Source organism: Virgibacillus sp. L01 (genome assembly GCF_052246775.1).
Lineage (GTDB): Bacteria > Bacillota > Bacilli > Bacillales > Amphibacillaceae > Lentibacillus.
Window position 1 is genome coordinate 126,512 of record NZ_JBQQCP010000005.1, and the last position, 13,721, is coordinate 140,232.

Consider the following 13,721-nt stretch of genomic DNA (forward strand, 5'->3'; position numbering starts at 1 on the left):
GATTCAGACACAATGAATCCAGCTTTATAATCTTATATGGCCCTACTTATCGAGGAATTTTACACGTTAACTGCGAATAAAAAACGAAGCAACCAGTCCACCCGATAACAATAAAGCCAAAACTCCAAAGGTTATAAAGTAACTCCCCGTTAGCATTAAACCACTGGCAACTATCGGCCCAAGGGATGCTCCAATAAATAATATAAACGTATATATTGATGCAGCAATTGCCCTGATGTTTCCACTCCATTCACCAATTAACGTCATAATTGCTGGAAATGTTAGTGAAATACCGGCTACATAAACTACACTCATACAAATGATTACTGGTAAATTAGTGTCTACCCCTAACATTACTAATCCGCCTACCGAAACTGCTAAACCCACTCTTAAAATCAGCAAAAGTCCTAACTTCTTTGCCAAAAATCCGGTGAATGGCGAAAGAATCATTCCAGCTAGTCCTGCAGCCCGAACATAGAGAATATCTCTATCCCCAAGATAAAACGGTGCATTTTTCAAATAATCACCAAGTACAGTATACATACCAATAAAAGTCAGCAGTAACATGATCGTAATTACATAGCATAAACGGAAGTTTTTTTGAGCAAAGATCTTTTTCACTTGCTCGATGTGATAAGCCATACTAATAGAAGTATTTTCGCTTTTGGTTGTTGGCAGTATTTTAGCAACTGCAAGCAAACTAACTAGGTATAATCCTCCAAATAATATAAAAACAAAATGCCAATCAAACGTTTGATCAATAAATCCTGCTACTACCTGCCCGAAGATTCCCGCTGTCAAAAATCCAAAGCTAGTAAAACCAATTGTTGTAACTAGCTTACGTTTTGGATATACATCAAACACGTAAGCTAAGGCAGCTGGAGCAAATGCAGCTGAGATAAACCCTTGTAATCCTCTAAGTATTATTAGCCACAGGAGATGGTTCGTGAACCCGACCGCAAAGGTAACCAATGAAAGAACACCCAAACCGAATGCAATCATTTGTTTTCGTCCATAACGATCAGCTAATGGACCCAAAACTAAAAACCCCACCGCATAAAACAATGAAAATATACTTCCCGTCCAGGCAGCGGTTGTCTGGGTCACTTGAAACTCCTTTGCAAACACACCAATAAGAGGAGTCGTCACATACACACTTGAGACAACAATCAATGCACACCAAAAAAGTAAAAATGTTATCAAATTATAATTGGGTTCAACATGCTTTGGCATGCTTGTCATAGTAGTCACACCTGTTCCCTCCAGTCATATTCACTTCAATATAACTATGAGAGAGGCGAAATAATTGTGTTTTTCCCCAGAGCCTTTAATCAAAGCTGTTTCGCAAATCTTGTAAAATAGACGTACTCTAATAATAAAGCAATATTCATACAATGATGGAAAAACCAATTCATGTAGACGGCCAAAAACATCAAGTGTTATGATATTTAATGGATTAAAGAAAAACTATGATTTCAATACTACAATCGAACAAGAAGCTCGAAAAGAGGCATTTAAGAAATTAAAAAATATATTCCTCTATCAATGACACTTATTCAGGTTAATGTACGATTAGTAGGTAGAGAGATAACCAGGGAGAGAACATGAATGCTCAAAAAAGAATTATCAGTCGCTTTTGTACTGATGGCACTATTATTTCTAGCAGTTGCATGCAACAATCAAGAACCTAAAGACCAAGATTCCAACTCAGCACCAACTAGTGAAAAAGATGGTCAGGATATGAAAGAACAACCAGAGGAAGATGTAACGCTGCCAGAGACGACTTTGCATAAAACAGACCAAGGTGAATCCGTTCAGTCCCTGCAGGAAATTCTAAATAAAGTAGGCTACTCACTAACCGTTGATGGTGAGTTTAATGCTATGACAACCTGGGCAGTTACAGATTTTCAAATGCAACAGGAAGGCATGGCTGTCTCAGGGATTTATAATAAAGCTACAAAAGAGGCTCTAAGTAATGCGATTGAAAACGAATTATCGGTAGAACCAGCAGCGGGACTGGCAAAACCAGATAATGATAAGAGTACCATCAGCAATCCGCATGAAATTCTAACACTAGTAAACAAGAAACATGCATTACCTGCAAATTTTGTTCCTCGTAATCTAGTAAAACCAGATGTGCGATTCCCTTTCACTGAATCTCTGCCTAAAATGCAAATGCGAGAGGTTGCAGCAGGTGCGCTAGAAGAAATGTTTCAGGCAGGAGATGATGCCGGGATTGATTTATTCGCCCAATCAGGATATCGATCTTATGATAGACAGGATGCCATATTTGCCTCAAACGTTGCACAGCACGGCGAAGAAGCTGCCAATACCTTTAGTGCAAGGCCTGGAGAAAGTGAGCACCAATCTGGTTTAACAATGGATATAACTAGTCCCGATATTGGATATAAATTAACAGTCGAATTTGGTGAAACGGACGAAGGAAAATGGGTACAACAGCATGCTGCAGAGTACGGTTTTATCATTCGGTACCCTAAAGAAAAGAAAGAAATCACCAAATATCAGTATGAACCATGGCATTTACGCTATGTTGGTCAAGATGCCGCCGAGGAGATAATGCAAAAAGGGCTAACCTTGGAAGAATACCTCGGGGTGAAATAGAGTTAAATTAGCACGATGAATGCTAAATTTACTTTAGCGGACATCAGGTACGCTATTTCACAAAGAACAATCATTATTATGATGTTCACGGCCCCAGAACTCAAGCGTTTTCTTTCGTGGATGCATATCTAATTTTGTCGTGGTGTGATTTGTAATTGTGAACTTGAGCGTGGAATTTGTGAACTTGAGCCGATTTTGTGACAACTTGAGCCGAATCATTCCAAACTTCAGCCGAATGTGTGACAACTTCAGCGAATTCAGCTATTCAGCCGCAAAAATTAGAAAACTTGGCATTCGCCAAGACTTTGGGCGGGTGCCACACTCATGCAGTAAGAAAGGATTTTCACTTTCTTAACTGCCTAGAAATAACGGAACGTCCACTAAATAAGTATACGATTATCTTTTGATGATTCACTTCTTACATCTTTATGTATTAACGCTGCTTTCATCTTCAGCTACCTGTTTCACACGGTTCACAAACTTCACAACTACTTTGTTGCTAATGGCTAGCTTAATCAATAGTTTCATGAACCACTTTATTGGCTGGTTTGTTGTTTCATAACGAAAATAAGTTTTATTATCATCTAACTTTTTCAGTTCATAGTAAGCAGTGATGTCAAACATATTAGCTAGTATAAAACCAACTTTTACCTCTTTATAATCAGGCTTATTTTGGTAAAGTAATGTCTCCACATCGTACTCTTCTACACGTTTACCTTCCTGATATTTTTGACGATGGATACTGCCCACTCCCTCATCCGTGACCTTAACTGGTTCATTTGCAATAACATTTGGCATTACTTTTTGCATATCTTCCAACGTACCATCTAACAGTTTCCAGACTTGTTCGATAGGTGCGTTAATTTCAATTTTCCTCTGGCCATTTTTTCATTTCAAAAAACCCCTTTCTTCTATATTATACCAGTGAAAGCGGTTCAAAAATATATATAATTATGAAATATCAAGGGGAGTGAAAAGAGAGAAGTTTTTCTAAGAGGTTAAACTATTCCATGCGTGGATTTTTCTCCATTGTCAATTCGCGTATCAAGCGCTCGAATCCGTTCCAAGGCTACATGATCTTCAATCGTTTTATAGTGATGATTACCATTAATTTCTTCATCAGCTTCGTCGGCAAGTGCAACAACTTTTTGTAATGGTTTTAATTCCAGCTCACCATTTGGTAAATACGAATCTGTATGCAACAGAATCGCGACGGCAATTTCTTTTGCCACATGACGATCTTCTCCAATACGGACGAGCAGTTTATGTGCACGACTTGCCCCTTTTATTGCATGAATATCACTTTCCTTGTATAGCTCATAATCCCATTTCCCATCACGATACCACGTATAATGTCCAATATCATGTAAGAGTGCTGCCTTTGTTGCATGGTCTGGATTAACATCATATCTTTTGGCAAACATATAAGCATATTCTGCAACAGCAATCGCATGTGCAGTACCTGAATGCTCGAGGCTTTTTTGGGTGATCGGGTGTAAGAAAATATCTTCTAAAGATACATTGCGCATTTGAAGTCCTCCTTTCTTTTAAAATAATATACTTTAATTGATAATAACCGATTTATGGAATTTTTAAACATGTGACAGCATACTATTAAAAAAATGATTACTTTTGATTGTTTTTGAATTTTTATGATTGAATTATGAAAACGTTTCCTTTATACTAAAAGTATCAAAATATTAGGTGGTGAATAGATGCTGACTACCGAACGCCATGAAATTATTTTAAATTTATTAAAAGAGAAACAAACTATCACAATCCAGGACATTTCTGACGCAACTTCAGCTTCTCAATCGACAATACGCCGCGATCTAACCGATCTGGAAAAATTAGATAAACTGGAGCGCATCCATGGCGGAGCTACTTTAAGTGAACGGAAACTACAGGAATACAGTATATCGGAAAAATCAGCCAAAAACCTTCAGGAAAAAATAACTATTGCCAAATATGCTGCTTCACTAGTGAAAAAAGGAGATTGTATTTTTCTTGATGCAGGGACAACGACACTGCAATTAATTCCATTTTTGCAAGATAAAGAAGTAGTCGTTGTTACAAACGGACTTACACACCTTGATTCATTAATTGAACATGGAATCCAAACGTATTTAACTGGAGGATTTATAAAAGTAAAAACCAGTGCACTAATTGGACCACAAACTATACAATCACTAAAAAGTTACCGATTTGATAAATGCTTTTTAGGCGTAAATGGCTTCCACGAAGATTATGGATATACAACACCAGACCCAGAAGAAGCAAGTATTAAACATACTGCCTTTACACTCGCAAAAAACGCGTATGTGTTAGCAGACCACTCAAAGCATAATAAAGTAAGTTTTGCTAAAATATGCGAACTGCAGGATGCGGAGATCATCACAAGTAACATTAATGAAGAAGATTTAGCTAAACTGGCAAAAATCACCACCGTAAAGGGGCTTTCATCATGATCTACACATGCACAATTACACCATCAATTGATTACACAACATACCTTCCAGCGTTTAAACCAGGGAAATTAAATCGTTCAAGCGAGGTTTACTATTATCCGGGTGGAAAAGGAATTAATGTATCCAGAGTTTTGCAGAGACTTCAGGTAAAAAGTGTAGCATTAGGATTCGCAGGTGGATTTACCGGTGATTATATTAAACAATTTTTACATCAGGAAGGTATCGAGACAGCGTTTGTCGATACACATGAAATCACCCGGATTAATGTCAAAGTGAAGTCCGACCAGGAAACAGAGTTAAACGGACCAGGACCAACCATTAACCAGGAGCAGCAGCAAGAATTACTAAACAAAATACAACCGTTACAGCAAAACGATTGGTTTATATTAGCGGGGAGCCTTCCCGATTCAGTACCGCAATCATTTTACCAAGCAATCTCAAAAATATGTGATGAAAAAGGTGCCCGCTTTGTACTCGACACATCTGGTCCAGCTTTAAAAGATTTAATACAGACAAAGCCTTTTCTAATCAAACCAAATCAGCAAGAACTTGGAGGCTTATTTGATACAAGTATTTCAAGCAAGCAGGATGCCTTCTATTATGCAAAAAAACTTGCAGATAGAGGCGTACAAAATGTCATTGTCTCGTTAGGTGGTGATGGCGCAATACTTGTCACAAAAGAACTTGCACTTGAAGCTATAGCTCCTAAGGGAAGTGTCGTTAATACGGTAGGTTCCGGTGACTCATTAGTATCTGGTTTTATTTCATCTTTTATAGAAACCAACGATCCCCAAGAAGCATTTCGTTATGGGGTAGCAAGCGGGAGTGCGACGGCATTCAAGACAGATTTATGCACGAAAGAAGATGTCGAATCCCTGGTGAGCCAAGTAAAAATTAACTCATTCAATGAATAGGATGTGAAAATATGAAAATTACAGAACTGTTAAAAAAGGAAACGATTATTCTTGATTTAGAGGCAGGTTCCAAGCAGGAAGTACTTACGGAATTAATTGGACAGCTTGATCAAGCAGGTAATTTAAATGACAAAGATGCCTTTACAAAAGGAATTCTGGAACGGGAATCACAAAGCACTACAGGAATTGGTGAAGGTATTGCCATTCCACATGCCAAATCCAGTGCAGTAAAAAATCCTGCAATTGCATTTGGTCGATCTCCTGGTGGTATTGATTATGAATCACTTGATGGCCAGCCAGCACATTTATTTTTTATGATCGCTGCAAGTGAAGGAGCAAATAACGATCATTTGGAAGCCCTATCCCGCTTATCAACCTTTTTAATGGACGAAAAATTCCGTAAGAAGATTCTTGATGCAACGACAAAAGAAGAAGTTCTACAAGCCGTAACTGATAAAGAAGCAGAGGTGGATGCTGAAGAAGAGCCAGCAAAACAGGCAGAAGCATCACAAAAAATTCTCGCTGTAACAGCTTGTCCAACAGGTATTGCGCACACGTATATGGCAGCAGAGAAACTGTCAGAAACAGCCAAAGAAATGGGCATTTCCATTAAAGTAGAGACAAATGGGTCTGGCGGCGTAAAAAATCGCCTGACAAATAAAGAGATTGAAGAAGCCGACACCATTATTGTTGCTGCCGACACAAAAGTTGAAATGGAGCGTTTCGATGGAAAGCCGGTTATTGAGACCGGTGTTGGAAAGGCAATTCATGAAGCAACTGACTTATTAGAGCGTGCAGTAAATAACGACGCACCTATATATCATGCTGAAAAGTCAGATTCAGGAAGTAGTGAAAAAGAAGGACGTAGCGGTTTCTATAAGCACTTGATGAATGGTGTTTCCAACATGCTTCCATTTGTTGTTGGTGGTGGTATTTTAATAGCCATTTCATTTTTCTGGGGTATCGAATCGGATAACGAGTTTGCTAGTATGCTAAGTACCATCGGTGGTGGAAAAGCATTCTACTTAATGGTACCTGTGTTAGCTGGCTTTATTGCATCCAGCATTGCTGACCGGCCAGGGTTTGCTCCAGGTATGGTTGGTGGGCTAATAGCCACAACTGTCACAGGCGCTGAAGGTGCTGGTGGTGGCTCTGGATTTCTTGGTGGTTTGATTGCAGGTTTCCTAGCAGGTTATGTAACATTACTAATTAAGAAGGCATTTGCAGGATTACCGGAATCACTGGAAGGTTTAAAACCAGTCTTATTCTATCCGTTATTCAGTATCGCAATAACTGGGTTGATCATGATGACAATTAACCCGCCATTAACAAAAGTATATACAGGACTATCATCATTTTTAGAAGGTATGGGTGGGTCTAACCAAATCCTGCTCGGACTTATTTTAGGTGCTATGATGGCATTCGATATGGGTGGACCAGTTAACAAAGCTGCGTACACATTCGGCATTGCTATGCTAGATGCACAAAACTATACGTTTATTGCCACTGTTATGGCTGCCGGCATGGTACCTCCTCTAGGGATGGCACTTGCAACAACATTATTTAAAAATAGGTTCACAAAAACAGAACGTGAAGCAGGAAAAACAGCATACGCTCTAGGTGCATCCTTTATCACAGAAGGTGTTATTCCATTTGCAGCAGCTGACCCTGCACGTGTTATTCCCTCAATCGTTGCAGGATCCGCAGTAACTGGCGCCCTGACAATGATGTTCGATATCGCCTTACGTGCACCACACGGTGGGTTATTTGTAATCGGCCTTGTCGATGGTGGAGTTAGTAAAGTTCTATTATATCTAGCGGCCATTATTATAGGAACAGTAGTAACAGCATTACTTGCCGGCTTACTAAAAAAGAACGTAGGAAAAACAGCATAAATAAAAACCAAAGCGCATCCATTTCGTCTTGGGTGCGCTTTGACTATTTAATTACTTTACATCGATTAAAAATTCCTGGTCATCACCGATCGTTAAACTAACCTCACCGGATTCACTAAAGGAATAAGGTTCAAGCTCATAAATTTCTTCGATTTCATATTCATCTTTCAAATTCTGGGATGTACCTTCTACTAAAGATACGGACGGATTCCAAGTTTCCTCTTTACCAGATGGATATTTAACGGTAATTCTGCTATCGTTCTTTAAATTTAAGTTATCCCAAGAAACTAAATGAATGTTAGATTCCTGGTCTTCAGTTACCAGACTATCAGCATAATAGCCAATTTCTCCGATATCTCCAAACACCGTATGATTACTGCCATTCACTTGAATATCAAGGTAAGGTGGCTGATACGTAATTTCATGATAAATACCATATGAAATAGATAGTACAGCAGCAATAGAAAGCCCGATAATAAGCTTTGGAAATGTTCCCTTTTTAAAGCTGCTCATAAACTCCGAAAAAGTCGCAAACTTATCAATTACTACTAAAAGTATTATAAGGACTATGAGAGAAATACCAATTACAATATACATGCTTTAGTCACCTCTTTCATTTTTAAGACATAACGGTTCGCATGGATTTTATTGGATTGAGTTTGCAATATTTATTATATCTTCTATAGAAAAATGGGACTCAGAAGCATCAGGAGACTCCATTATAGATAACTCATGGAGATGCCCCTTGTCATTTTTCCATTTCAAGGCATTTTCCCCTGTAATTTTTGCCACAACTCCATTATCTAATGTTACCTTATCATATGTCTTACTGTTTTTAGTAATGGCATTACCATACCAAGTTGTGAGTATAAGATGATAACTCGGATTGTCACCGATATATAAAAAACTTGTCTGAACAATTCTGCCGTTTGGGTCATTCATTGGTTCGCTTATATACGTAAATTGAACATTATAACTTTCTGAAGGTAATTTTGAAGGAACAACAATATTTTCTTGAACACTTTCCGGTAGTTCCGCAATTTTTTCTTTTACATCACTAGGGTAATCTGATGTTAATTGTTCTATCTGATTATTATCTTGTGAATCAATCATTGAAAATAATAAAACTGCAAATCCTATGAAAAGGATTATTGTTGTTAACCTGGGCATTAAATGCTTTTTCCATTTAGATTTGCTTGAAGGTTGCAGCCATTCATTAAATTTTTCTTTGTCTGTCTCTGTTAACAAAGGGGCAGGTCCGATATAGTTGTCAAATTCTTTTTCCAGATTGGTACCCTGTTTATTCAACATCATAGCCCTCCAACTTTGTTCTTAGTTTCCTTTTCCCACGCATGATCCTAGTCTTTACGGTTGATTCATTGATTCCTAACGATTGACTAATTTCTTTTATACTTAAATGCTTATAGTACATTAAAGTAATTACTTCGCGATATTTGATAGGGAGCGATAGAATCGTCTGAATAATCGTTTGTTGCCTCTCTTTCTCTAGTGATATTTGTTCTGCAGATTTTTGTTTCTTAATTGATTTCATAGATTCGTTATACTGTAAAAATCGGTGGATAGGAGAACGCAAGTAATCTTTGCAAGTATTAATGGCTATTCGATATAGCCATGTTTTCAAGGCGGAATTTGAATTAAAACCAGACAATTTTTTATACGTCTTGATTAAAAACTCTTGAAAAATATCATCCGTTTGTGCATGGTTTTTAACATAGGTGAAAATTAAACGCTTAATTTCTTCCCCGTAAAAATCGATAATATAATATATTATTTCTTCCCTGGATTTTTCTATAATATCGGTATCCCTATCCCTTTGCTCCAAAATTTAACACCTGCTTTTTAGTTAATATTTCTTTAGACGATTAAAAAGTGGAATGGGTCCCACATTTTATCTTTTAAATAATAAATAGCTTTGCCAATTGTTTTGGCAAAGCATTTTATCTCCATTAAAAAGGCTTCAATATCATTAAGGCAATTACTATTAAAAAAATAACATTTTCAATGCGCTCGAAGAAAAACAGTTTTTTGGAAAGTATGAAGTAGTCAGCTGGAATTTCATCACCATTGTGTTCCATTAATATTGCCTTAATAGGCTTGGACCTTGGTAACAGTACAGTAGGGCCAAATCCTAACGCTATTAAATACAATACCAAACTGGTTACATACCAGCCTTGTGCAAATAAATATGGCTGTAGATACCCCATCAACAAGCCGGTTATCAATAGCAGCGTCCCACCGACCATTACAAAGATATGCAGTCGGTTACGTATTATGTAAGCATGCTTCAATTCAGTCATTGTTGTTGCTTTAGTCACAATATAAATCATCACAAACCCTGGGCCCATACCCAGTATCGCTGAGAAAACATGGATAAAAACAAGCAACTCATAAAATGTCATTTTAATTGCCTCCTGCAAGTAAAACATGGTTTATTGCAATCATATAAATTTACCTACATAGGGGCTGTGACATTACACACATTTATTAGTAACTTTGTAATAAAATTGTGTCCAAAATTAGTACATCCCCACATATCGTTTCAGAATTGCATCGACCCTGGGGCCATACGACTCCCCAAAAATATTCAAATGAACAAGCAGATAATAGAGTTGATATAAGGCTTTAACATCCTCATAATCATCCCTTAAAGGAAAACGTTCTACATAAGCTTGATAAAAATCCCCGGAATAGCCACCAAACAGTTCCGTAAAAGCAAGTTCAAAATGTCGGTCTCCATACAAGAATGACGGATCAATCACATATGGGTTGCCACCTGCACCTACAAGCCAATTTCCACCCCATAAGTCACCATGTAAATAAGATGGATCAACATCATCAGGTATCCACTTTTCCAGATTCAACAGTAATTTTTCCATTCGGATTCGTCGATTTCCCGTAATACTGTTTTGCTCAATCCCTTGCGTTAGTTGGGCGGAAAGCCTGCTATCCCGGTAATATTCCAGCCAGCTTGAAAACAGTCCATTCGGCTGTGGCAGTACACCAATGAATGTATCATCCGGAAAGCCATGCTGACTGTTAAAGGTCTGATGCATTTTTGCTATTCGATCACCTAGCTTTGCTTCTGTATCCTGTGACTCTCGTCCTTCAACCCAATCCATAACAAGAAACGCATTCTTTTTCTCATCAGAATATGCCAGCACTTCAGGAACAGAAACCGAATTTGTTTCCCTGATTAAACGAAGACCTTTGGTTTCCAGCTCAAAAAAACGTTCCGGCGCATCCGTATGATATTTAATAAAATACTGTCGTTCATTTGTTTCAAGAAAAAAGCTTTCATTAATTGATCCACCGAATGTTTGCTTAACCTGCTTTAGTGTTGAAAAGTCACCTGCCGCATGTAATGCTTGTTCGATGAATTTGTTCATTATTATGCCTCACTTTCTATGACGATTTTTTGAAGGAAAAGAAAATGATCGATAGATTCGTTGCTAAAAACAAACGATAATTATCTATAATCACTTCCAGTAGAGTCTGGGATGTATCTACATATAAACCAGCGAATAATATAAGATTTGCGATGATGAGAATAACGATTGCCGTAAGCTGGAAACTTAGCTTTCCTTTCAAAAAATCAAAAAACGGATTTACTAAAAAGAAAAACGCAATAAAGTAAACGATAAAATAGAGTACTACCACAATAATAGATTTTGTTATAAGTGCGTTTACCGCAACATCATTTCCCATAATGTTTTCAACGATATAGAATAATAACATGATAGCAGAGCCAATAATAGTTGCGGTCATTATTTCCGATGTGTAATAGAGTTTCTTTAACATTAATATCCTCCTGAAACTATCTTTAGCACTATATTATCATGAAATCACGCTTTATCATGGAGCATTTTCTGAACTTTTTTAATTTCATAGAGAATTTCCTCTTTTTCCTGTTCGTCTTCTGCTTCCATACTCATCAGCTGGGTCAGTTTAAGTTTAAGTTCCCGAATTTCATTATCGTTGCTCGGATCACTTTCAGTAGCACTATTTTTGTGTTCCAGAAATTCGTCATAGGTTCCAACATAATCGTTCACTCCCTGATCTCCCAGTTCGATAATACGATTTGAGGTCTTTTTAATTAGATAACGATCGTGGGAAACAATGACAAGTGCTCCCGGATATGCTTGTAAAACATCCTCGATAACTTCCTTCGTATCTACATCCAGGAAGTTTGTTGGCTCATCCAATACCAGCAGATTGGCGTTGCTGAAATAAAGATTGAGAAAGGCTATGCGGCATTTCTCTCCCATGCTCAAGGTTGAAATTTGCTTAAAAACAGATTCCCTTGAAAATAAGAAACAACCCAGAATCGTTCTTGCATCAGTTTGCGTCATCCCTGGCAATTCAAGCATACTATCTAGAATCGTCTTTTGCTCATCCAGATTTTCCAACTCTTGTGCGAAATAGCCGATTTTCGTTTTGGGGTTTTGCCTTATACCACCCTTCTCGGCAGTAAAGGCACCTGTAATAAGCTTTAATAGAGTCGACTTTCCCGAACCATTCGGACCAACCACTCCAATACGATCACCCCTGTATATAGAGGTGTTTAAGTTGGTAAAAAGCTCCTGTTCCGTACTGTAGGAAAAAGATAGATTCTCTATTTGCAGCAATCTCTTTCCTGAAAAAGCACTGTCGTCCAGCTTTACATTTAATTTCTTTTCAGCTTGGGGTTTCTGCACTTTATTATTTTCCAGTCGTTCCAGTTCCTTTTCTTTCGCCTTGAACCGTGATATGTTTTTCTTTGCTTTTGAACGCGCGAAGTCATTTTGTCCTGCTGCTTTATGAGCCTGCTGAAACCATTGCTGGTAGTTTCGAATTGTCTTTAGTAAATCTTCTTTTTTCTGTTCTTGCTTACGATAAGTTGATTCCTGTGTACGTCGCTCAACTTCTTTTTGTTCTCGGTAAGCAGAATAACCTCCCTCATATCGTTTACATTCATCCGTCTTCAGTTCATAAATTGCATGTGCTGTACGGTCCAGAAATAAACGATCGTGGGAGACAAACAACACAGCACCCTTATAATTCACAAGCCATTCTTCCAGCCATTCAATCGTTTCTTTATCCAAGTGATTTGTCGGTTCATCCATGATAATACATTCCGGATTTAGCAAAATAAGGCGGGCAAGCTGAGCCCTCGTTTTTTGACCACCACTTAACTGATCATACGAACTTCCCCACACTTCTGAAGTTAGTTTAACTTGATGCAATGCAGATTCTGCCTTAGCGTCCAGGCTATATCCATCGAGACCTATAAATTCATTATAGATTGCTGTATAAATTTCCATATTGATTTCGGGTTGCGTTTGCACATGTTCGAGTTCTTTTTTCAGGTGATAAACCTTTCCAGCAGCACTTTGGACAAATTCCAGGGTCGTTAGGTTTGAATCAACAGATGGATCCTGTTCAAGCACACCCCAATCATCTGACGGAATAAATCGTTGAATAGACCCCGCGTCAAATGCTGTTTTTTCGAGCAATCCATTCAGAAGCGATGTTTTACCTGATCCATTCCGACCAAATAATGCCACATGTTCACCCTGTTGCAGCTCAATATCGATGTTCTGAAAAATCATATTGCCGTTCCATTCCTTGCTAAGACCTTTCGCCTTAAAAACAAACATATCCATACCCCCATAGTAAAAAACACAGGAATCTGCCTGTGAATGATTACGATGGAAATATGGATATACAGGTTCACGGAAAAATTTTTAATTATGATTGCCACCCGTTAAAAAGTACACACACGTATCCCATTCGTTTCATTCAGACAGAAACGCTCGTTTGAA

At 38.0% G+C, this 13,721-nt stretch carries 14 protein-coding genes; 4 read left to right on the forward strand and 10 right to left on the reverse strand.

Annotated features, from left to right (window positions below; genetic code table 11):
- Positions 1 to 66 precede the first annotated feature (66 nt).
- On the reverse strand, positions 67 to 1,242 hold the full coding sequence (locus ACTWQM_RS11145; protein ID WP_443258393.1) for an MFS transporter: 1,176 nt from the start codon (positions 1,240 to 1,242) through the stop codon (positions 67 to 69).
- A 366-nt stretch (positions 1,243 to 1,608) separates the two neighbouring features.
- Between ACTWQM_RS11145 and ACTWQM_RS11150 the strand changes: the two genes are divergently transcribed.
- Entirely contained in the window at positions 1,609 to 2,622 is a 1,014-nt protein-coding gene (locus ACTWQM_RS11150) for a D-alanyl-D-alanine carboxypeptidase family protein (RefSeq protein WP_443258226.1), read from the forward strand.
- Positions 2,623 to 3,048: 426 nt separating this feature from the next.
- On the opposite strand, the gene ACTWQM_RS11155 is transcribed toward ACTWQM_RS11150, so the two are convergent.
- Entirely contained in the window at positions 3,049 to 3,432 is a 384-nt protein-coding gene (locus tag ACTWQM_RS11155) for an SRPBCC family protein (protein WP_443258227.1), read from the reverse strand.
- A gap of 188 nt (positions 3,433 to 3,620) precedes the next feature.
- Positions 3,621 to 4,151 carry an HD domain-containing protein gene (locus tag ACTWQM_RS11160; protein ID WP_443258228.1) on the reverse strand — a complete coding sequence of 177 codons (531 nt, stop codon included), beginning with the start codon at positions 4,149 to 4,151 and terminating at the stop codon, positions 3,621 to 3,623.
- Between the two features lie 186 nt (positions 4,152 to 4,337).
- Here ACTWQM_RS11160 and ACTWQM_RS11165 point away from each other — a divergent pair, with 186 nt between their 5' ends.
- Genes ACTWQM_RS11165 through ACTWQM_RS11175 form a run of 3 tightly spaced genes read left to right on the forward strand, consistent with a single transcriptional unit; the run spans position 4,338 to position 7,899 of the window.
- Complete coding sequence (locus tag ACTWQM_RS11165) at positions 4,338 to 5,090, forward strand: DeoR/GlpR family DNA-binding transcription regulator (protein ID WP_375051955.1); 753 nt, start codon at positions 4,338 to 4,340, stop codon at positions 5,088 to 5,090.
- Entirely contained in the window at positions 5,087 to 6,004 is a 918-nt protein-coding gene (gene pfkB / locus ACTWQM_RS11170) for a 1-phosphofructokinase (RefSeq protein ID WP_443258229.1), read from the forward strand. The genes ACTWQM_RS11165 and pfkB overlap by 4 nt, the downstream gene beginning before the upstream one ends.
- Before the next feature lie 11 nt (positions 6,005 to 6,015).
- On the forward strand, positions 6,016 to 7,899 hold the full coding sequence (locus tag ACTWQM_RS11175) for a PTS fructose transporter subunit IIABC (protein WP_443258230.1): 1,884 nt from the start codon (positions 6,016 to 6,018) through the stop codon (positions 7,897 to 7,899).
- Positions 7,900 to 7,950: 51 nt separating this feature from the next.
- On the opposite strand, the gene ACTWQM_RS11180 is transcribed toward ACTWQM_RS11175, so the two are convergent.
- The 7 genes from ACTWQM_RS11180 to abc-f all read right to left on the reverse strand — a co-directional run bounded on the left by ACTWQM_RS11180 (position 7,951) and on the right by abc-f (position 13,556).
- Positions 7,951 to 8,496, reverse strand: a complete 546-nt coding sequence (locus tag ACTWQM_RS11180) for a hypothetical protein (protein WP_443258231.1) — start codon at positions 8,494 to 8,496, stop codon at positions 7,951 to 7,953.
- Positions 8,497 to 8,544: 48 nt separating this feature from the next.
- Positions 8,545 to 9,210, reverse strand: coding sequence for a hypothetical protein (locus ACTWQM_RS11185; protein ID WP_443258232.1), 666 nt, complete (start codon positions 9,208 to 9,210; stop codon positions 8,545 to 8,547).
- Positions 9,200 to 9,742 (reverse strand): sigma-70 family RNA polymerase sigma factor, encoded by a 543-nt coding sequence (locus ACTWQM_RS11190; protein WP_443258233.1) that lies wholly within the window; start codon positions 9,740 to 9,742, stop codon positions 9,200 to 9,202. Before ACTWQM_RS11190 ends, ACTWQM_RS11185 begins: the two co-directional genes overlap by 11 nt.
- Before the next feature lie 124 nt (positions 9,743 to 9,866).
- Positions 9,867 to 10,319 (reverse strand): DUF2269 family protein, encoded by a 453-nt coding sequence (locus ACTWQM_RS11195; RefSeq protein ID WP_443258234.1) that lies wholly within the window; start codon positions 10,317 to 10,319, stop codon positions 9,867 to 9,869.
- A 117-nt stretch (positions 10,320 to 10,436) separates the two neighbouring features.
- Positions 10,437 to 11,306, reverse strand: coding sequence for a fructosamine kinase family protein (locus ACTWQM_RS11200; RefSeq protein WP_443258235.1), 870 nt, complete (start codon positions 11,304 to 11,306; stop codon positions 10,437 to 10,439).
- A gap of 16 nt (positions 11,307 to 11,322) precedes the next feature.
- Positions 11,323 to 11,718: a hypothetical protein gene (locus tag ACTWQM_RS11205; protein WP_443258236.1), complete on the reverse strand. Its 396-nt coding sequence runs from the start codon at positions 11,716 to 11,718 to the stop codon at positions 11,323 to 11,325.
- A 44-nt stretch (positions 11,719 to 11,762) separates the two neighbouring features.
- Positions 11,763 to 13,556 carry a ribosomal protection-like ABC-F family protein gene (abc-f, locus tag ACTWQM_RS11210; protein WP_443258237.1) on the reverse strand — a complete coding sequence of 598 codons (1,794 nt, stop codon included), beginning with the start codon at positions 13,554 to 13,556 and terminating at the stop codon, positions 11,763 to 11,765.
- Between the last annotated feature and the right edge of the window lie 165 nt (positions 13,557 to 13,721).